22 protein-coding genes and 1 pseudogene are annotated in these 19,801 nt (G+C 46.2%); 13 read left to right on the top strand and 10 right to left on the bottom strand.

Annotated features, from left to right (window positions below):
- Positions 1-65: 65 nt before the first annotated feature.
- Both QZ147_RS03690 and recJ read left to right on the top strand, forming a co-directional pair.
- Positions 66-1,700, top strand: a complete 1,635-nt coding sequence (locus QZ147_RS03690) for a CTP synthase (RefSeq protein ID WP_295147086.1) — start codon at positions 66-68, stop codon at positions 1,698-1,700.
- Positions 1,687-3,264, top strand: a complete 1,578-nt coding sequence (gene recJ / locus QZ147_RS03685; RefSeq protein WP_295147084.1) for a single-stranded-DNA-specific exonuclease RecJ — start codon at positions 1,687-1,689, stop codon at positions 3,262-3,264. Before QZ147_RS03690 ends, recJ begins: the two co-directional genes overlap by 14 nt.
- Positions 3,265-3,420: 156 nt before the next feature.
- Here the strand turns inward: recJ and QZ147_RS03680 are convergent, their stop codons facing one another.
- The 6 genes from QZ147_RS03680 to glmM form a co-directional block, all read right to left on the bottom strand.
- The gene (locus QZ147_RS03680) at positions 3,421-4,056 is read right to left on the bottom strand and encodes a protein-L-isoaspartate(D-aspartate) O-methyltransferase (RefSeq protein WP_295147082.1); all 636 of its coding nucleotides are present in this window, start codon (positions 4,054-4,056) and stop codon (positions 3,421-3,423) included.
- A gap of 110 nt (positions 4,057-4,166) precedes the next feature.
- Positions 4,167-5,189, bottom strand: coding sequence for a ribonucleotide-diphosphate reductase subunit beta (locus QZ147_RS03675; RefSeq protein ID WP_002950951.1), 1,023 nt, complete (start codon positions 5,187-5,189; stop codon positions 4,167-4,169).
- 139 nt (positions 5,190-5,328) lie between these two features.
- Positions 5,329-5,763 carry a protoporphyrinogen oxidase HemJ gene (gene hemJ / locus QZ147_RS03670; protein ID WP_295147077.1) on the bottom strand — a complete coding sequence of 145 codons (435 nt, stop codon included), beginning with the start codon at positions 5,761-5,763 and terminating at the stop codon, positions 5,329-5,331.
- Between the two features lie 9 nt (positions 5,764-5,772).
- Entirely contained in the window at positions 5,773-6,504 is a 732-nt protein-coding gene (locus tag QZ147_RS03665; protein WP_295147075.1) for a phosphotransferase, read from the bottom strand.
- Positions 6,505-6,545: 41 nt separating this feature from the next.
- Positions 6,546-7,004, bottom strand: coding sequence for a signal peptidase II (lspA, locus tag QZ147_RS03660; RefSeq protein ID WP_295147073.1), 459 nt, complete (start codon positions 7,002-7,004; stop codon positions 6,546-6,548).
- Positions 6,997-8,340 carry a phosphoglucosamine mutase gene (gene glmM, locus QZ147_RS03655; protein WP_295147071.1) on the bottom strand — a complete coding sequence of 448 codons (1,344 nt, stop codon included), beginning with the start codon at positions 8,338-8,340 and terminating at the stop codon, positions 6,997-6,999. Before glmM ends, lspA begins: the two co-directional genes overlap by 8 nt.
- Before the next feature lie 286 nt (positions 8,341-8,626).
- On the opposite strand from glmM, the gene rpsT reads away from it, so the two are divergent.
- From rpsT to QZ147_RS03640, 3 genes are all read left to right on the top strand, one after another.
- Positions 8,627-8,896 carry a 30S ribosomal protein S20 gene (rpsT, locus tag QZ147_RS03650; RefSeq protein ID WP_295147068.1) on the top strand — a complete coding sequence of 90 codons (270 nt, stop codon included), beginning with the start codon at positions 8,627-8,629 and terminating at the stop codon, positions 8,894-8,896.
- Positions 8,897-8,905: 9 nt separating this feature from the next.
- Positions 8,906-9,973, top strand: a complete 1,068-nt coding sequence (gene prfA, locus QZ147_RS03645; protein ID WP_295147065.1) for a peptide chain release factor 1 — start codon at positions 8,906-8,908, stop codon at positions 9,971-9,973.
- Positions 9,974-10,201: 228 nt separating this feature from the next.
- A complete protein-coding gene (locus QZ147_RS03640) occupies positions 10,202-10,624 on the top strand; it encodes a TOBE domain-containing protein (protein ID WP_295147063.1) in 423 nt (140 codons plus the stop codon).
- Between the two features lie 49 nt (positions 10,625-10,673).
- Here QZ147_RS03640 and QZ147_RS03635 read toward each other — a convergent pair whose 3' ends face one another.
- Entirely contained in the window at positions 10,674-10,928 is a 255-nt protein-coding gene (locus QZ147_RS03635) for a replication/maintenance protein RepL (RefSeq protein ID WP_295147060.1), read from the bottom strand.
- 9 nt (positions 10,929-10,937) lie between these two features.
- On the bottom strand, positions 10,938-11,303 hold the full coding sequence (locus QZ147_RS03630) for a diacylglycerol kinase (RefSeq protein ID WP_295147056.1): 366 nt from the start codon (positions 11,301-11,303) through the stop codon (positions 10,938-10,940).
- 58 nt (positions 11,304-11,361) lie between these two features.
- Here QZ147_RS03630 and QZ147_RS03625 point away from each other — a divergent pair, with 58 nt between their 5' ends.
- From QZ147_RS03625 to QZ147_RS03615, 3 genes are read left to right on the top strand one after another with little or no spacing between them, the layout of a single operon-like run.
- Positions 11,362-12,126, top strand: a complete 765-nt coding sequence (locus QZ147_RS03625) for an exodeoxyribonuclease III (RefSeq protein WP_295147053.1) — start codon at positions 11,362-11,364, stop codon at positions 12,124-12,126.
- Positions 12,127-12,134: 8 nt separating this feature from the next.
- A complete protein-coding gene (locus QZ147_RS03620) occupies positions 12,135-13,550 on the top strand; it encodes an N-6 DNA methylase (RefSeq protein WP_295147050.1) in 1,416 nt (471 codons plus the stop codon).
- Complete coding sequence (locus tag QZ147_RS03615; protein WP_295147047.1) at positions 13,547-14,266, top strand: hypothetical protein; 720 nt, start codon at positions 13,547-13,549, stop codon at positions 14,264-14,266. The genes QZ147_RS03620 and QZ147_RS03615 overlap by 4 nt, the downstream gene beginning before the upstream one ends.
- On the opposite strand, the gene QZ147_RS03610 is transcribed toward QZ147_RS03615, so the two are convergent.
- On the bottom strand, positions 14,263-14,817 hold the full coding sequence (locus QZ147_RS03610; RefSeq protein WP_295147044.1) for a manganese efflux pump MntP family protein: 555 nt from the start codon (positions 14,815-14,817) through the stop codon (positions 14,263-14,265). The two genes, QZ147_RS03615 and QZ147_RS03610, sit on opposite strands and share 4 nt — an antisense overlap.
- Positions 14,818-14,962: 145 nt before the next feature.
- Between QZ147_RS03610 and QZ147_RS03605 the strand changes: the two genes are divergently transcribed.
- Both QZ147_RS03605 and QZ147_RS03600 read left to right on the top strand, forming a co-directional pair.
- Entirely contained in the window at positions 14,963-15,706 is a 744-nt protein-coding gene (locus QZ147_RS03605; RefSeq protein WP_295147042.1) for a DUF4197 domain-containing protein, read from the top strand.
- Positions 15,707-15,737: 31 nt separating this feature from the next.
- A complete protein-coding gene (locus tag QZ147_RS03600) occupies positions 15,738-16,619 on the top strand; it encodes a DMT family transporter (RefSeq protein WP_366508772.1) in 882 nt (293 codons plus the stop codon).
- A 12-nt stretch (positions 16,620-16,631) separates the two neighbouring features.
- Here QZ147_RS03600 and QZ147_RS03595 read toward each other — a convergent pair whose 3' ends face one another.
- The gene (locus QZ147_RS03595) at positions 16,632-17,075 is read right to left on the bottom strand and encodes a type II secretion system protein (RefSeq protein ID WP_295147040.1); all 444 of its coding nucleotides are present in this window, start codon (positions 17,073-17,075) and stop codon (positions 16,632-16,634) included.
- A gap of 219 nt (positions 17,076-17,294) precedes the next feature.
- On the opposite strand from QZ147_RS03595, the gene QZ147_RS03590 reads away from it, so the two are divergent.
- From QZ147_RS03590 to QZ147_RS03580, 3 genes and pseudogenes are all read left to right on the top strand, one after another.
- The gene (locus QZ147_RS03590; protein WP_295147038.1) at positions 17,295-17,729 is read left to right on the top strand and encodes a prepilin-type N-terminal cleavage/methylation domain-containing protein; all 435 of its coding nucleotides are present in this window, start codon (positions 17,295-17,297) and stop codon (positions 17,727-17,729) included.
- Positions 17,730-17,850: 121 nt separating this feature from the next.
- The gene (locus QZ147_RS03585) at positions 17,851-19,014 is read left to right on the top strand and encodes a PepSY-associated TM helix domain-containing protein (protein WP_295147035.1); all 1,164 of its coding nucleotides are present in this window, start codon (positions 17,851-17,853) and stop codon (positions 19,012-19,014) included.
- A 543-nt stretch (positions 19,015-19,557) separates the two neighbouring features.
- A pseudogene (locus QZ147_RS03580) lies at positions 19,558-19,801 on the top strand (GGDEF domain-containing protein); the annotation flags it as partial.

Raw genomic sequence — 19,801 nt, 5'->3', positions numbered from 1 at the left:
AAAGCTAAATTTTATGGCTTAAAAGGTATAATCGGCACATTAAAAAATATGAAAAAAGGAAATTTATGGTAAAACAGACGAAATTTATCTTTATCACGGGCGGCGTGTTAAGCTCGCTAGGTAAAGGCATCGCGGCCGCGTCGATAGCGACGCTTCTAAAAAACGCGGGGCTCAAAGTAAGCGTTTTAAAAGCGGATCCTTATATTAACGTAGATCCCGGTACTATGAGTCCGTTAGAGCACGGCGAGGTATTCGTTACCGACGACGGCGCCGAGACCGACCTTGATCTCGGTCACTACGAGCGCTTTTTAGACGAAAATTTAAGCCAAGACAATAACTTTACCACGGGCCGCGTTTACAGCTCGGTTATCGAAAAGGAGCGTAGAGGCGATTATTTGGGCAAAACGATTCAGGTTATCCCGCACATCGTGGGCGAGATCGTGGACCGCATTAAAAAAGCGGGCGAGGGCAAAGATATCTTAATCGTAGAAATAGGCGGCACGGTAGGCGATATCGAGGGCTTGCCGTTTTTGGAGGCTATACGCGCCCTTCGCGTCGAGGTCGGCCGCAAACGCGCGATGAATATACACCTAACTCTCGTTCCGTTTATTAAGGTCGCGGGCGAGCTAAAAACCAAACCTACTCAGCACAGCGTCGGCGAGCTGCGCCGTATCGGCATTAGCCCCGATATGATCATCTGCCGCTCGGAAATGCCGCTAAACCGCGAGCTAAAAGATAAGATCGCCGCAAGCTGCGGGGTGGAGAAAAACTGCGTCATAGAAAGCGCCGATAGCGCGAGCATCTACCAAATTCCGCTCTCTTTTTTAAAACAAGACATTTTAACGCCGATCGCGGAAATTTTGGAGCTTGGTAAACTAACGCCCGATATGCAAAATTGGGACATTTTAGTTAAGCGTATCATCGCGCCTACCGGCGAAACCACGATAGCCTTCGTCGGTAAATACGTCGATCTAAAAGAGAGCTACAAGAGCCTAACCGAGAGTATCATCCACGCGGGCGCAAGCCTTGATACGCGCGTAAATTTAAAGTGGATCGATAGCGAGAAAATCGAGCCCTCAAACGTAGAAGAGCTGCTAAAAGACGTAGGCGGCGTGCTTGTCGCCGGAGGGTTCGGCGAGCGAGGGGTCGCTGGCAAAATGCTAGCCATAAAATTCGCGCGCGAAAATAAGGTGCCTTATCTGGGTATTTGCCTCGGAATGCAGCTAGCCCTTATAGAATTCGCCCGCGACGTATTAAATTTAGAGGACGCGAATTCGGTCGAATTTAACAAAGAATGCAAAAATCCGATCGTCTATCTAATCGATAGCTTCATCGACGCGCACGGCAAAAAGCAGCTACGCACGCACCAAAGCCCGCTGGGAGGTACGATGAGGCTAGGAGCTTACGAGTGCCAAATTAAGCCTAACACGCTTTTAAGTAAAATTTACGGCGGTGCGAAAGTAGTAAAAGAACGCCACCGCCACCGCTATGAGGCAAATCCTAAATACCGCGAGAGTTTTGAAGGCAAGGGTTTTATCATTAGCGGCGAGAGCGACGGGCTAATCGAAGCCGTCGAGCTAAAAAACCATCCGTTTTTCGTGGGAGTGCAGTGTCATCCCGAATTTACGAGCAGACTAACGAGACCTAACCCGACGATATTAGGTTTCGTGCGCGCGAGCGTCGAAAATGCCGCTAAGTAAGGCGGAGATTAGGAATTTATTAGAGCTTAGATTCAGCAAAGACATTCATAAAAAGCTTTCGCAGATTCCTACTCCAAGCGCGCTCAAAGACGTTTTTAAGGGCGCGGTGCGTATCAAAGAAGCAATAGAAAACGAAGAGCGCATAGTCGTCGTCGGAGATTATGACGTGGACGGGATCGTTTCGAGCGCGATTTTGGCAGAGTTTTTCGACGATTTGGGCGTGCAAAACTATCAGGTGCGCATACCTAATCGTTTTAAAGACGGATACGGACTGACGCCTGAGATAATCGATGAAATAGGCGGCGAAGCGTCTTTGATAGTAACGGTCGATAACGGGATTTCAGCCGTCGAGGCGGCTCAAATTTGCAAAGAGCGCGCTATTGATCTAATCATCACCGATCATCACATGCCGCCCGAAATTTTACCCGAAGCCTACGCCGTAATCAACCCCAAGCAAAAAGACTGCTCTTTCCCCAATATCGAAATTTGCGGCGCGCAAGTAGCGTGGTATCTAGTAGGCGCGCTAAAAGAGGTCTGCGCGCTAAATTACGATATGGGTAAATTTTTAGACCTGCTAGCCGTCGCGATAGTAGCCGATATGATGGAACTAAGGGATATGAATAGAATGCTCGTGCGCCTCGGCGTAAATAAGATGAACGTCTCAAAACGCCCCGCGTTTCGCGCGATAAGGGAATTTTACGGCAAAGAAAAATTCGAATGCGACGACATTAGCTTTTTAATTGCGCCTTTGATAAATTCCGCCGGCCGTATGGACGACGCTATGAATTCGTTTCATTTTTTACGCGCAAAAACGCCGGACGTAGCTTACGAATACCTAGACTTAATTGCCGAATTTAACAACTCGCGCAAAGAAGAGGAGCGCACGTTGTTTGAACGCTCACTAAAAGACGTGAGCGCGGACGACGAGATCATCGTCGCGTGGGGCGAGCAGTGGCACGAGGGCGTAATCGGTATCGTCGCAAGCCGTCTTGCCAAGCATTTTAACAAACCCGCGATCGTTTTTAGTATCGATAAAGGCCGCGCCAAAGGCAGCGCGCGCAGTATCGGCAAGCTAGACATCTTGTCACTGATAGCGAGGCACGAGGATTTGTTAACTAGCTACGGCGGCCATAAGGGCGCGGCGGGACTGACGTGCGCGCCTGAGAATTTGCAAAATTTTAAAGAGGCGATAAACAAAAGCTGCACGCTTATGGACATGGATGAATTTTCCAGTAACGACGAGCTGCTTGGCGAACTAGAAGCGGGCGACGTAGATTTCGAGCTGCTTGAAATTTTAGAAGCCTACGAGCCCTACGGGCAGAAAAATCCGCGCCCGATATTTCGCATAGAAGACTTGCAAGTAGCCAGCGAGCGGCTGATCGGCAAAGATCAAAATCATCTTAAATTAGTCCTTCAAAAAGACGATGCGACGATCGACGCGCTATTTTTTAACTTCACGCGCCATCCGCGAGTAGGCGAAACCGTGAGCGCCGTATTTTCGGTTTCTAAAAACGTCTTTCGCGGGCAAGTAAGCGTGCAAATTTTAATAAGAGAGCTAGTTTAGATCGTTTGCGATTTTCGGGCCTGCTTCGCGAAATAGCCTTCGCGGCAAAATTCGGCTGCGTAGAACTATCAAAGCGACAGGTTAGATAAAACTTCGGTAAAAGCGTTTGCAAGACGGCGCGCCGAAAAAAAAAGGGGGGGGGGTGGTAGAGTCCTTTTATTCTCTTCCGCTTAGAAGTGGCACGAACAAGCACCCGTCAAGCGTTTTTTGCGTTATCTCGCCGCTAGCGTCTTTTTTAAATTTTACTATAAACTGTCCGCCGTCTTTTTTTACGGGCGCGACTAAAATACCGCCGTTTTTTAGCTGGTTAAAAAGCGCTTGGGGAATTTGCTCTGCCGCTGCGGAGAGCAAAATGCGGTCGTACGGCGCGTAGCTTTTCCAGCCGACGTTTCCGTCGTCGAATCTCACGTGGACGTTGCGAATTTTAAGCGCTTCGAAGCGTTTTTTCGCTTCGCTTGCGAGTTTTTCTATGCGCTCGACGCTAAAAACCCTATGCGCCAGACGCGACAAAATCGCCGCCTGATAGCCGCTGCCGCAGCCGATTTCTAGGACGTTGTCCGTATCTGCGTCAAGCTCTAACGCTAGCGTCATCTTAGCCACCGTTAGCGGCGAGCTGATCCATTGATTGCCCTGAATGGGCTGGGCGTCTAGCCCGTATGCGCGTGCGGGGACGGGGACGAATATCTCGCGCGGCGTCGAGCCGATCGCATCGTAAAGCGCGGGCGTGAGCGCGACCTCATCGGCGATCGCGTCGGCTAGATTTTTGCATTTTATCTGTTCGAGCGGTGTCAAAATTTTACCTTTTTATATTTTTGAGCGCGATTATACTTAAAAACGCTTTAAAATTATATCTAGTCTGCGTCGCCGCCCGCGAATAAAGCTACGCAAAAGCGAGCGAAATTTTAAAAGTCGTCAAAACTAATGCTTCCCTTGCTGTAATTTGTCACTTTTGCTTCAAAGAAATTTGACTTTTGGTCGTTAAATTTAGCAAAATCATCGACCCATTTGATCGGGTGAGGGACGTTGTAGCGGCGTTTTAGGCCGATCGCGACTAGACGCTGATCGATGAGGTAGCGGATGTACTGCTCGATGATGTCGTCGGTAAAGCCCATGATCTGGTTTTGCGTGATGTATTTGCCCCATTTGATCTCAAGCTCGCCCGCGCGCTCGAACATATCGTAAATTTTAGCCTCGGTTTCAGGCGTGAAAAGATCCGGACGCTCGGTGCGAACGCTGTTTATCATGTTTTGAAATAGCAGCAGATGCGTGATCTCGTCGCGCTGGATAAAGCGGATCATCTGCGCGCTGCCTAGCATCTTGCCCGCACGCGCCAGCGCATAGATCGCCGTAAAACCGCTATAAAAATAAATACCCTCTAAAATTTGATTTGCTACCATCGCAAGAAGTAGTTTTTCGTCCGTGACTTCGCCCGCAAGCTCCTCGTAAACGCTTGATATGTAGTCGTTTTTCTCGCGCAAAACCTCGTCGTGCTTTTCCATCTCGTAGATGAGGTCGGTGTTGTCGCAGATGGCCTCGACCATGACGGCGTAGGACTTGGAGTGATTAGCCTCCTCGTAGGCTTGGCGCGCTAGGCAGGCGTTGATCTCGGGCGCGGTGATGTAGGGGTTGATGTTGTCGGCTAGGTTGTTTGTCTGGAAGCTATCCATCGAGATGAGCTGACTCCAAACTAGGTCGTACATGCGTTTTTCGGCCTGCGTGAGGTTGTAGGCGTAGTCGCGTACATCGTCCGTGGTGTCGACCTCTTTTGGAAACCACGTGTTGGCTTCCATCAAGTCCCAGAGCTTGAGCGCCCACTGGTATTTTGCTTTGGTGAAATTTAAAATGCCGTGCGGATTGCCGTTAAAAACGCGGCGATCGGTCAAATTTTCGTTTGAACTAGGGTTGTAGATTCGTTTTCGGTTCATGTCTTGCCTTTGTAAAAATTTCGGGGATTTTAGCGAAAATTCGCCAACGTAATTTTGATTTAAATTTAGAGCTTGCGCGCCTAACGGCAAAGCGGACGCGGCGGCGAAACGCACGCGGATCGGCCGCCCGCGTAAAGCGTTAAAACGGCTTAAATACGATTAGCCATATTATGATTAAAAGCCCTACTGTCGGTACTTCGTTATATGCCCTAAAAAACATCCCGTCTTTTTTACAGGTACCGTTTTTTAGCGCTTTCATGAAATATCCGAGGCTAAAATGATACGCCGCCATTATTACGACGACCGTTAGTTTTAGGTGGATATAGCCGCTTTTTAGCAGATCGGGCATCGATGCCAAGATAAGCGCGCCCGTCGCGAAAGAGCCGATGATCGCCGGGTAGCCGATGTATTTATACATTTTATACTCCATCACCTCGACTACGCGTACGAAGTCGGGCTTGTCCGCGTTTTCGGCGTGATATACGTAAAGGCGCGGCTGATAAAACAGCACCGCCATCCACGAAACGAAAAACGCGTAGTGCAAAAACCTAAAATACTGATAATACTCGTCCATTTTATCTCCTTATTTTTTAGCCTTAGCGATAGGCAAAAGATACTCAAACGTCCTAATCGCCGCGGTTAAGTCCTTCTTATTTAAAAATTTAAAAGGTAAAAGCAAATAGTATAAAAATCTAAATTTTCGCGTTAATTCCAGCGAGCGAGACCGAATTTTCTCCCCGCCGGCGCTTACGTATTCGCTTACGGCGCTAGTTACTAGCTCGTTTGAGGCTTGCTGGCGGAATAACTCATCGATAAAAACCAGCAAATCGCGGCACTTTTTAAGCTCCAAATCGTCGCTAAAAAATTTCGATTCGAAATCTAGAAATTTTATTTCGCCGTTTTTGTAGGCTAAATCCCTAAGCGCGGGGCGTCCGTGCGCGAAATTTAGCGCGTGAAGCCCTGCTAACGCGCGGGCGGCCTCGTTTAAAATTTGGCGTCTAAAATTTTCGTCTTCGCTTTTTTTAAACAAGCGCGAAATTGGCTCGCCCGCATCTTCTATTACGAAAAAATCCTCGCCTTTTAGCGCGAGTTTGACGGCGGGCGCGTTTGCGGCGTTTAAAATTTCAAGCCTTTCTATCTCGGCGGCAAAAGATTTATACGGGTCGGGCTTAAAAATTTTAGTTAAAATTCCGCCCTTTATAACCTTCTCGACGCGTTTTAGCCAAAATTTTTGCCCCTCAAACTCAAAGCTAAATACCCGTTTATTTCCCGACTCTTTTAAAATTTCGTTTACGTATCGTTGTAAATCTTGCATTTGCGTAATTTAGCGAAAAATTGCTAAATTTTCGCAAATTTTTACTTTGGGCGCGAAATTTTAGCGCCCAAAAAGCTTTGCAGCAAGATTATCCCGACGCCCGCGTCGATCATCACGTCGGCGAAGTTAAATACCGCGAAATTAAACCATTTATGCCAAAAAACGTAATCCACCACGCCGCCGTGAACGAAGCGGTCAAGTACGTTTGAAGCGCCCGCACCCAAAACCAGCCCTAGCGCCGCCGCGTGCTCGCGTAAAATTTCGCGTTGAAAGATTAGATACGCTCCCGCCCCCGCGATTAGCGCGATTTGGATAAATTTTAGCCACTCGCCTAAAAATGCGAACATCGAAAACGCCACGCCTTTATTGTAAGTAAGCACTAACGAGAAATATTCGCCCTCGTATCGCCCGTATCCCGCGACGTAGGCGAATTTTATCGCTTGATCGACTGCGAAAACCAGCGCGAAAGCGACGCAAAAACGGATCAAAATTTTACGCATTTAGCGCTTTTGCGAAAAATTTTTCGACCTCGTCCATTCGTTTTTCCACTAGTGCTTGATTTTTTCCTTCAAGCAGCAAGCGGATTAAATTTTCCGTACCCGAGTAGCGAAATAACGGGCGAATTCCCTCTTTTATAAGATTTTTTTCAAGCTCGGCCAGACCCGCGATTTTGTCGAGTGGTTTTTTCTCGTTTATCTTTAAATTTAGCAAAATTTGCGGATAAGGCTTGATCTCGCTAAAAATTTCGCTCGCTTTTTTGCCCTTTTTTAGCATCATTGCGACTACTTGCATCGAAGTTACCAGCCCGTCGCCAGTTTTTGCGAAATCGCTAAAAATCACGTGTCCGCTTTGTTCGCCGCCGAAATTTAGCCCCTCTTTTTTCATCGTTTCGAGCACGAATTTATCGCCTACGTTGCAGCGAAATAGCTTGATTTTGTGTTTGGCTAGATAATCTTCAAGCGCCGCGTTACTCATCACGGTTGCGACTACGCCGCCGCCTTTGAGCGCTTTTCGTTCGTTAAAAAACGTAGCCAAAGCGCCGATTAGCGCGTCGCCATGCACCACCGCGCCCGTTTCGTCTACTACGACTAGCCTATCGGCGTCGCCGTCGAAAGCAAATCCGACGTCGGCGCGTAGGCGTCTAACCTCGTCCGCTAGCTCCTCTGGATGCAGCGCGCCGCAGCCTTGGTTGATGTTTGAGCCGTTGGGTTCGCGGTTTATTACGATGACGTCGGCGCCCAGCTCGCTAAATACGGTCGGCGCTACGCGGTATGCCGCGCCGTTTGCGGTATCTAGCACTACGCGTAAATTTTTTAGGTTTAGCTCTTTGGGGAACGAGTTTTTAATCTGCACTATATATCGCCCTATGACGTCGTCGATGCGTTTGTTCGCGCCGATATGCTCCATTGTTTTTTGCGCGTTTGCAATCGCTTCGTCGTCGTAGTAAATTTTCTCGATTTTGGCTTCCACGCTCTCGTCTAGCTTGTCGCCGTTCGCGCCGAAAAATTTGATGCCGTTATCGTAAAAGGGATTGTGGCTGGCGCTTATCATTATGCCCGCGTCGCAGCGCATATTTTCGGTTAGAAACGCTACCGCGGGGGTCGGCATCGGGCCTATTTGAAGGACGTTGTAGCCCACGGCGGTAAGTCCCGCCACGATCGCCGTTTCTAGCATGTAGCCGCTTTTGCGCGTATCTTTGCCTACTAAAATCGTGTTAGTAACGACCAAATTTTGCCTAAAATAAATTCCCGCCGCCATCGCTAATCGCATAGCCGTTTGGGCGGATAGTTTTTCGCCGGCCTTACCGCGGACTCCGTCAGTACCGAATAGTTTCATGATTTTGCCTTTCTGCGGCTCGTCTTTTCCGCTAGACTTCGTTAGATAAAAATTTTACTCGGTCACGTATCGCACTATACGCTCCCGTCGTAAAATTTTTATCCGCCTAGTCTGGCGAAAAAATACTTCGCCTCATCTTTTAATTTTGGTAAAAAATCAAAATTTTCGGCGCATTTTATCAAAAAATAGCAAATTTTGGGTCATTTTAAATTAGGCTTAAATTAAGCGCCGTTTAAAACTAAATTTTATATAATCACGGACTAAAATTTTCAAAAAAAGGTATATTATGGCAAACCATAAATCCGCTGAAAAACGCGCAAGACAAACCGTTAAAAAAACGGAAAGAAATAGATTTTACCGAACTAGGCTTAAAAATATGTCAAAAGCCGTTCGCGAAGCCGTAGAAGCGAAAGATCTAAACGCGGCTAACGAAGCGCTAAAAGTAGTGAATAAAAGCTTTCATAGCTTCGTAAGCAAGGGCTTTTTGAAAAAGCAGACCGCAGCGCGCCGCGTAGGCAGACTAGCAAAATTAGTAAACACCCTAAAAGCCGCTTAATAATATTAAATGCTAGCTAGCAAACTCCGTCCGTTTTTGGATCGCTACGACGAAATTTCCGCGCTTTTAAGCGATCCAGATATCGTAAACGACATTGAAAAGATGACGAAACTCTCAAAAGAGCAGTCGTCTATTGAACCGATAAAAAACGCCGCTAGCGAGTATCTACGAGTTATAAACGATATCGAAGAAAACAAGGCGTTGCTTGACGATGCCGAACTCGGCGAACTGGCCAAGGACGAACTCAAAAATGCTCAGGCGCGCAAAGACGAGCTCGAAAGCGAAATTAAAATTTTACTTCTACCCAAAGATCCTAACGACGAACGCAATATTTTCCTAGAAATTCGCGCGGGTACGGGCGGAGACGAGGCTGCGCTTTTCGTAGGCGATCTATTCGGCGCATATATCCGCTACGCCGAGCTTCGCGGGTATAAATTCGAAATAGTTAGCCAAAGCGAAGGAAGCGCGGGAGGATTTAAGGAGATTATTCTTCTTATAAAAGGCGTCGGGGCTTACTCTCGGCTAAAATTCGAAGGCGGCACTCACCGCGTCCAGCGCGTACCCGAGACCGAAAGCCAAGGACGCGTGCATACCTCGGCGGTTACCGTAGCTATTATGCCCGAAGTAGAGGATAGCGAGATCGAGATAAATCCGAACGACCTGCGGATCGACGTAATGCGAAGCTCTGGTCACGGCGGTCAAAGCGTAAATACGACCGATAGCGCCGTGCGTATTACGCATATTCCTACGGGATTAGTCGTAACCAATCAAGACGGCAAGAGCCAACATAAAAACAAAGAAGCCGCGATGAAAGTGCTAAAAGCACGCCTTTACGAGATGCAAGAAGAGGAACGCCTCGCAAAAGAGATGAGCGAGCGTAAGAGCCAAGTGGGCACCGGCGATCGCTCGGGGCGCATCCGTACCTATAACTTTCCGCAAAATCGCATCAGCGATCACCGCATAAACCTTACGCTTTACCGTCTCGACGCGATAATGGCGGGAGGGTTATTCGACGAGATTATCGAGCCCTTAATCGCTCATCATCAAGCCGAAGCCATCAGCGCCGCCGGGTTGTAACGCTAAAATTCCCGCAGTAGTCCGCGTAGCGCCGTTTTAAAGCCATTATTTTAAATTACAAACAAAATTTCTTTTGAACTTTTTACGCATAAAAGCCTAAAATTTCGGTATTCGCGTAAAGTAAAAAAGTAATTTTTCAAATTAAAATTTTACCTATACCGTTTTTAAATTTCGCCTAAGAAAATTCCTATAAAATCCGCTTTCTTATTTTAAGATAAAGGAAACAAAATGAGCGTTAGCGCTAGAAATCAATTAAACGTAAAGATAAGCGACGTCAAAACGGGCGCGGTAAATTCGTTAATCGTCGGCAAACTTGCAGGCGGAGAAACTCTAAAAGCGACGGTTACGACCGATAGCGAAAAGACGCTAGGTCTAGTTATCGGCAAAGACGCGGTGTTTTTATTTAAGGCCTCAAACGTCATCGTAGCGAAGCAAAACGAGCTAAGATTAAGCGCGACTAACCAAATTGCGGGCGTCGTTAGCGAGATTATCGACGGAGCGGTAAACGCCGAAATTATAATCGACACAAACGGCGATAAAATTTCAGCTATTATCACCAAAAAGTCCGTCCAGAATTTAGGGCTAAAAGTCGGCGATAAGGTATTAGCAGTCATCAAAGCTACGCAAATAATAGTGGGCGTCAAGGCTTAGTTTGGCTTTGCGAGCGGGCGAAATTCAGTTTTCGCGCGCTGCGCGCCGCCTAAAATTTTATATTCTTAAATCTATAAAGCCCGTTTTTTACGCGCTCGAAAATCTTTTTACTTTCAAGCAGCTTTATCGTCTCTATCGCAGTAGGTTTGCTAGCGTCGGTAGCAGCGCAAATTTCGGAAATTTTTATAAATACAAACCCGTCTTCATCGGCGTTTTGCGCTAAAAATTTAATAATTTGCGCTTTTTTTTCGCCCAAAATCGCGGCAAAAATTTCTCGCTCGAACGCGCTTAAATTTTCGCTCATCCGCCGCCCTCACGCTAAAATTTTACTGAAAATCGCCCACACCCAAACGCCGCCTGCGAGAAAATTCCCGATCATCACGCTCGCGCTTCCCGCATCTTTCGCCGCGCCCGCAAGCGCGTGTATGCCTGGGCTTGCGAGATCTACTGCCCGCTCGATCGCAGAATTTACGCATTCTAAAATCAACACCAAAGCCATCGAAAAAATAATAAATAAATTTAAAGTCGCGCCGAAATTCCAAAATATAAGCGACGCGGCGGCGGGAGCGAATATAAAAATTTCAAGCCGAAAACTCCGCTCGTTTGCGTAAATTTCGCGCCAGCCCGCCAGTGCGTAAGACCAGTTTTTAAAAAATTTATACTCGGGTTGATTTCTCATTCGCGTCCTTAAAATTTAGCTTAAATTGCGTATAATCATACCAAAAAAGGGGTAAAATTTGAAACTGATCAGCTGGAACGTAAACGGCCTTCGCGCGGCGGTCGCAAAGGACGCATTCGCATGGCTGCCGCAGCAAGAGCCCGATATTTTGTGCTTGCAAGAGACGAAGTGCGACTGCATGACGGCTACGATAAATCTTACGGAGCTAGGCTTTGGCAACGTTAGCGCCGCCGCTGCCGAGAAGGCCGGCTACTCCGGCGTAGCGACGGGCGCGAAGGATAAAATTTCAATAAAACGCGAAAAAACGACGTTCGTCGACGATAACGAGGGGCGCGTTTTAGAGCATCGCTTCGGCGACGTCGCGCTTTTTAATATTTACTTTCCGAACGGCCAAAAAGACGAGGCGCGGCTAGCTTATAAAATGGAGTTTTACGCGAAATTTTTAGCCTACGCCGAGGAGCTTTTAAAAAACGGTAAGGAGATCGTAATCTGCGGCGACGTAAATACCGCGCACCGCGAGATCGACCTAGCAAATCCTAAGGCAAACGCCAAAACCTCGGGCTTTTTGCCGATAGAACGCGCATGGATAGACGAGCTGCTTGCGGCGGGATTTACGGATACGTTTCGCTACGTGCGCGGCGACGCGAAAGGCGAGTATTCGTGGTGGAGCTACCGATTTAACGCGCGCGCTAAAAACGTCGGTTGGCGGATCGATTATTTTTTTGTCTCAAACGGCTTGCTGCCGCGCCTAAAAGACGCGTTTATTTTGCAAAGCGTCACGGGCTCTGATCACTGCCCCGTAGGTATCGAGATTGAAATTTAGGCGTTAAGATGAAAGAAAAGAAGCAAAACGGCAAGGTTTTTACGCCCGGATTTATCGTTAAAAACGTACTTGACGCGTGCGGTTACGAAGGCGAGAAAATTTTAAAGAAGCACGCGATAGATCCTAGCTGCGGCGACGGAGCGTTTTTATGCGAGATCGCTCTTAGATACTGCAAACAAGCAGTTTCTTGCGGACTAAGCAAAGATGAAATCGCGGACGATTTGGCTACTTTTATACACGGCGTGGAGTTAAATTCTAGCGAATGCGAAAACGCCGTAGCAAATTTAAACCGAGCGGTAAGTAAATTTAATCTAGGCGAAATAACGTGGGATATAACGTGCGAAAACGCGCTTTGCGTAGAGAAATACGGCACCCTAATGGACTTCGTCGTTGGAAATCCTCCATACGTTAGGGTGCATAATTTTGCCGATAATTTCTCTTTAATTAAATCGTTTTCGTTTTCGCAAAGCGGAATGAGCGACCTATTTATCGTATTTTACGAGCTTGGACTAAGAATGCTAAATAAAAACGGCGTTCTTGGCTTTATTTCGCCTAGCTCGTTTTTTAGCTCGCTCGCGGGGCAAAAAATGAGAGAGGTTTTAGTAGAGCGTAATATAATCTCTAAAATCATAGATTTAGGCCATTTTCAGCCGTTTAAAGACGCTACGACGTATACGGCTATCGCGGTTTTAAAAAACGATAACGCGAGCAAAAAGGTTAAATTTTACCGTTACGACGAGCGAAATTTAAAGCCCGTTTCCGTTTGCGATTTGGGCACGGACGAATTTTTGATAGACGGCAAATTTTGCTTTGCGAAGCGGGACGAACTAGGCGTTTTAAGACGAATTTTAAATAATGAAAAAACTAGCGATATAGCGGTAAAAAACGGTTTTGCTACGCTTTGCGACGGCGTTTTTATAAATGATTTTAAATGCGAGTCGAAATTCGTAATAGATGCGGTAAAGGCGTCAAAAGGCGTTTGCCGAAAAATATTTTATCCATACGATAAAAACGGGAAAATTTTAACCGAAAAAGAGTTGCGAAACGATGGAATTTGGGACTATCTGATTAAAAATAAAGCTAGATTAGAGGCTCGCGCGATGAGCGATAAAGAGCCGTTTTACGCCTTCGGTCGTTCGCAGGCGATAAAGGATACTTATAAAGATAAACTCGCGATAAATACGCTAATTAGAGACGAAAACGATCTAAAATTTAGCTTTGCAAAAAGCGGCGTCGGCGTTTACGGCGGACTTTACGTAACGTCTTTAAAAACGTCGCTCGAAAAAATACGAGACGCGTTAAAAGGCCGAGAATTCGCAAGTTTTATTAAACTACTGGGCAAATACAAAAGCGGCGGGTATTATACGTTCTCGTCAAAGGACGTTAAAGCGTTTTTAGACTTTAAATTCGGAGAAAAAAGATGAACAACGGCGAATTTTTAGAGGTTATCAAGCGGTCGTTCGCGAGCTATTTAGACGTGCAGACTTCGCGCAGCACGGCGAAGCTTAAAATTTTGCACGGGGAAATCGCAAAAGACTTAGCCGCGCGGCTAGGAGGCGGCTATAAGGTAAAATCGCAAGGTATAGGCGACGGCAAAGAAGGCAAGATAATCGGGCGCTACTACGATAAAAACGTAGACGTTACGATTTTAAAGGACGATAAGCCGCTAGCGGGGGTAGGTATAAAATTCGTAATGCGAAATTACTTGCAAAATAGCAACAACTATTTTGAAAGTATGCTGGGCGAAACGGCGAATATCCGTTCAAATCGTATCGCGTATTTTCAAATTTTTATTATTTTTAGCAAAGTGCCGTATTTTAAAAGTAGCGGCAAATTTAAAAAATACGACGAAATAAATAAGCATAATTTGCAAAAATATTTTACTTTATCAAAAGATAATATAGACGTATTTTTTCACGCTCCGAACAAGACCTTGCTAACAGTCGTTAAGCTAAAAGACGAAGGCGAGAAATTTGAAAATTCTAGCGAATTTAACGCGCATTACAAAAGTCGCATAAACGACGCTAGTTTAATCGATTATGATGATGCTTTGTTGCCGGACGGACTAGGCGGCAGCGTGATCTTTAACGATTACGAGGCGTTTTTGGATAAAATTTATCACGCGATTTTAGCGATCTAGCCCAAATACCCCAAATGCTGGGCTAAAATTTTAGTCCCTATTAAAATCAAAATTACGCCGCCTAGCACTAGCGCCTTGCTTTCTAGCCATTCGCCTAAAAATCGCCCCGCGTAACAGGCAATCACGCATAGCGCGAAGCATACGCCGCCGATGATCGCGCACGCACTCCAAATTTCCGTCCCGCCGAAGCTAAACGTAATTCCGACGGCCAGCGCGTCGATGCTAGTAGCCGCCGCGCCGCTGATTAAAAACCTAACGCCAAGCCGCGTAAGACAGGCTTGCTCTTTATTTTCGCGCGCTTCTAGTATCATTTTTGCGCCTAGAACCGCCAAAATCCCAAACGCGATGAAATGATCGACCGCCTCGATAAATTTAGCGAAGCTAAGCCCCAAAACAAAGCCCAGAAGCGGCATTAGCGCTTGGAAAAATCCGAAAATAAACGCGACTCTAACCGCATCCTTAAACCGTAAAGTCCTGCATCTAGCGCCGCTCGCGATACTAAGCGCGACGCTATCCATCGCCAGCGCGAACGCCAAAAGTAAAATTTCCATATTCCGCCTTTAAAAATCGCCGATTTTACCGAAAATTTTACCCGTTTGCGATTAATTTCGGTTAAGAACGGCGAATTTGCGAATTTAAATGGATAAAAAGCCAAATTTCACTATGATTGCGCCGAAATTTACAAAAGGAAAAACGATGAAAAAAAGTTTAATTTTAGCGGCTATTTTAGCGTGCGCGTCGGCGCAGGCGGGCTGGCAAGACACGGTAAATCAAGGCGCGCAGGCGCTGGGAGCGGCAAGCTCGGGCGATTATAAAAGCGCGGTAGGCTCGGCTTTAAACGCGGCGGTTAAAGAGCTGTCAAATAGCGGCTTTTTGCAAAACCAAACGGCTAAAATTCCGCTGCCTAAAAGCCTGCAAACGGCTGCCGAGCTAGCTAAAAAAGTAGGCGGCGAAAAGTGGGCGAACGAGCTAATAACGTCGATAAACGCGGCTGCGACGAAGGCGGTGCCTAAGGCTGCGGACGTATTTTCCCAGACGATAAAAAATATGAGCGAAAGCGACGTAAAAAGCCTTTTTAACGGCGGAAGCGACAGCGTTACGAAATATTTGCAGCAGCATTCCTCCGCGAAACTGACCGAAGTTTTTAAACCCGTGATCGAAGAGATGATGAGTCAAAATAGCTTTGCGACTGCGTATAACGGGCTAAATTCGTTTATCGGCGGTAGCGTAATGAAATCAGACGCCGCAAAATCGCTCAAAAATTTAGCCGTAAATTTAGGCGCCGGCGAGTACGTGCCGGACGATAGCGAGGATCTAAACGACTACATTACGCGAAAGACGCTAGACGGGCTATTTGCCGTGATGAGCGAGAAAGAAAGCTTGCTTAGAAGCGCCGCCGCGGGTAAAGCGGGCGAAATTTTAAAAGGTATAATGAAGTAAATTTCGGGTTTCGGCGCTAGCGGACGTAATTATGAAGAAAAAATCGAAAGAATTTTACGCAGACGCCGCGCTAGTCGTAGTCGCGCTAATATGGGGGCTTACGTTTTTACCTACGGCGATCGCGCTAAAAACGAACGGCGTCTACGTAATTTTATTTTGGCGGTTTTTGATAGCTTCCGCGTTAATGCTCGCAGTTTGCGCATTTTTTACGCGCAAACTAGATTTTAAAAGTTTGAAATACGGCGCGATCGTCGGAGCGTTTTTGTTCGCGGGATTTGCGCTTCAGACGTTTGCGCTAAAATACGCCCCTAGCTCAACGGTCGCGTTTATTACGGGGCTCGTGGTCGTTTTAGCGCCGATTATTAACTATTTGCTGTTCGGATTTCGGGTGCGCGCGTATACCGTAGCGGGCGCGCTTGCATGCGCGACGGGGCTTTATTTTTTGTGCGCGGGCGAAGTGGGCTTCGGGCTAGGCGAAATTTTAGCGCTTGCGTGCGCGGTAGCTTACACGTTAGAGATCGTTCTTGCCGCCCGTTTCGTTAATCGCTGCGAAATTTTCGTTTTAGTAACCGCCGAATTTGCCGTTACCTGCGTGCTTTCTTTGATCTGTGCGTTTATTTTTGAAGGTACGGCGCGCCCGAACGCGGACGGCGAGTTTATCGCGATTATCCTTGTTTTGGCCGTTTTTGCGACCGTGGTAGCCTTTTTTACGCAAAATATCGCGCAGCGCTACACGACGCCCGTTAAAACGGTGCTTATCCTGACGCTAGAGCCGGTAAGCGCTGGCGTTGCGGGATATTATTTGGGCGGAGAAATTTTAAGCGCTAGCCAGATTGCGGGCGCCGCGGTAATACTTGCGGGGATTTTAATAAGCGAAGCGGGAAGTTATTTTTTAAAGCGTAGCCCCAATTAAATCGGGGCTTGGTTAAAATACCATAGATTTACCAGGCACGTGTATCTTACCGTCGTTGTGATCGGTAATATTTTTGATACTCGGAACGGCGAGTATTTTGGCGCACAAAGGATCGCTCATATTCGTTCCGCCTTCTATTTTTAAGGTAGAATTCGCCGTATCCAGCGTAGTTTTGATGCATTTTTTACCCGCCGCCGTAAGCTCTGCCGAGTATATATTGCCGCTTACCGGTTCTGCGGGCACGTTGGTCATCTTTTCGATACCGCCGTTATGCCACTCGCCCTGCGTCGTGTAATAGCCAGATAAATCCAGTATAAGTATCGATAGATTCATCGCCGCCTTTGAAATTTCCGCATCGTCTCTGGTGGCTGCTAGTCTTGGGATAGCTACCGCTGCTAAAATACCTAAAATTACGATCACGAAGATCAACTCGATCATAGTAAAAGCTTTTTTCATGTTCGGTTCCTTTCAATTTTTAAATTTTATTTGCTTTATGTTTATCTCTCATAAAGCTTGGGCGAATTGTATCACAAAACGAAACACTTTAAGCATAAAGTTTGCTGAATTTAAAAGAATTTTTGAATAATTAACATTTTATTTAAAATTTAAATATTTTTATGTAAAATACGCGAACCTTTTAGGCGCAAAAATAAAATAAAATCAGGAAATAAAAATATGAAAAAAGCTTTTACTATGATCGAGTTGATCTTCGTGATCGTAATTTTAGGTATTTTAGCAGCGGTAGCTATCCCAAGACTAGCAGCCACCAGAGACGATGCGGAAGTTGCAAAAGCAGCCACTAACCTATCTACTATCGTTAGCGATCTAGGTGCTTATTATACTTCGCAAGGCGATTGGGATAACGGCGGTATCGCAAAGATGACAAACGTAGTTACAGTGCCTGGTGGTACCGTAAACGAGGTTGAGTTAACTTCTGCCGGTAAAAAATGTATAAAAGTAACTCTTAATACAACAGGTAACGCAACTTTAACGATTTCAAATGGTACCGACAATACCGCAGCTATCTGCCAATCTGTTTTGGCAAATACTTCTGTCGCAAAAATGATGTCTAACCCGATTGACGTTAAAGGTAAAGCTATTAAGTTCTAATCTAATTTAGAATTTGCTTATTTTCTAGCCCGAGCCGCTTGGCTCGGGCTTTTTTTATTTCTATTCATTTAATATTTAATTAACTTTTTTGATATACAATATCGCTTTTTAAAGGACTGATATGCTCTTAAAGCGAAACAAATTCACGTTTAATCTCCATCTTATTTTAAGCTTAGTCGCAGCTTTGCCGCTATTTATTATATTATTTAGCGCGCCGTTTTTATCTTACCGCGCCGAGTTATCGGAGCTATTTCGCCAAAGTCAGATGCAAATTAATCCTAGCGGCGAGCCAAAAACCGCGGAGGAAATTTTAACCGCGCTAAAAGAAAAAACTAATTTTGACGCTCTAACTGCGATAAATTTCGCCCAAAGTGCGGATACGGCTTGGTGCGTCGCTCTAGTCGCGGACAAAAAGCAAAAGACATATTTATTAGATCCCGCGACGGCTGAAATTTTAGGCGAAGATAACGGCGATACGTTTACCCGCGTAGCTATGAGCCTACATAGAAATTTAGGACTTGCGCTGCTAGGCATGCAAAGTGATACAGCGCGCATAGTCGGCAAAAATATCGTCGCGATTAGCTCCGTTATAATGGCGATTTTAGTCGTAAGCGGCGTTTGGCTATACTGGCCGTTTATCCGCAAAAATTTCGCGCAAAGCTTAAAATTTAACCCGAAGGCGCGCGGATACGGATTTTTTTACAGATTTCACGCAAGCCTCGGACTTTGGACGGGCGTTTTGCTTTTCGTAATGGCGCTAACGGGGCTTTACTGGTCGTATGATTTCGTGCGCGGCGGAGTAAACGCGGCGTTTGGCGTGAGCGTAACTCAAAATGCGGCGCAAAGGCGCGAAACGCAAAAGATGAGTGACGCGCAAATCGCTCAGGTAGCACAGGCTATCGACGGATTTAAGAGCCAAATTTCAGGCGGTTTTAGCAGCGCTAGTCTAAATCTGCGCGATAAAAAAGGCGAAATTTTCGTTATAAAATTTACGCCTAAAAACGGCGGCGATACGCAAAATTTCCTAATCGGCGCGCAAAACGGCAAACAAGAGCAAAATTTAACGCAAAATCAAACGCCTACAAAACCCGCAGACAAGCCCGCCTCCGCGCAAAACGCCAAACAAAATTTCGACGCCAGATCTGTTAGCAAGCTGATGCTTAGTATTCACACGGGCGAAATTTTAGGCGAAGCGGGCAGGGCGATATTCGCGTTAGCGGTCGTGCTGGCGATGGCGGTGGTAGCGAGCGGATTTATAATGACTTTTAAACGCATCAATAAATAACGTTTTTTCGCGCCGTCCTTTAAACATCTTTAAACGAACTAGAAAATTTCGCCCCATTGCAGATTATATGTCTAATCTCGGGACGAAATTTTCGTCGCGGCGTTTAAATCCTTCTTAAAATACTTCCGCTCGCCGTTTTGCATCCAAATTTCGCGAATTCGGTAAAAATTTAATTCGAATTTCGCCAAATTTGAACGTAATCCTATCTTGGGCGAAAATTTTACGTTCTCGGCGAGAACGCGCATACCGATTATCGCGCCAAACGGTAGGGAAGCCGTAAAATAATCGCTAGGGAATGCGTCCGTTTGAATAGATAGCGTAAAATTAGAGCGATTTAGCGCGCCGAAATTTATATAAACGAATTTTAGAAGTTTCGCTCACGCTCGCAACCGCTTCCTAAAAATTCGCGCAAATTTAAAGCGAGCCGCGATAAGGCTTAAAAATTTTTGCGTAAAGCGCAAATTTTCGTTCTAATTTTCAAATTTCCGCAAAAATTTATATTTGTTGTTATATGATTTCGCAATTTCATTTAAAGGCGATATCTTGTACCGCGTTAATTTACGCATTTGTTTGCTGCAAATGCCCCAAAATAGGCTAGATCTATGGCAAAGCATAGAGCCTAGGCCGAAATTCACGCACCTTTTCGCGCAAAATACGGACGGCGTTGCCGCGCCCGTCTCCGGCGCCGAGCAATACCTAGTCATTGCAAATAAAAGCGCGGATTTTAACCCGCGCGAGTTAAAGCAAAAGATCGGCGAGAGCGGCGTTTTGGTAATTTACGCAAACG

This window comes from uncultured Campylobacter sp., assembly GCF_905371695.1.
Lineage (GTDB): Bacteria > Campylobacterota > Campylobacteria > Campylobacterales > Campylobacteraceae > Campylobacter_A.
Note: the sequence above shows the minus strand (reverse complement) of the source record. Positions and strands in the feature narration are given on the sequence as shown.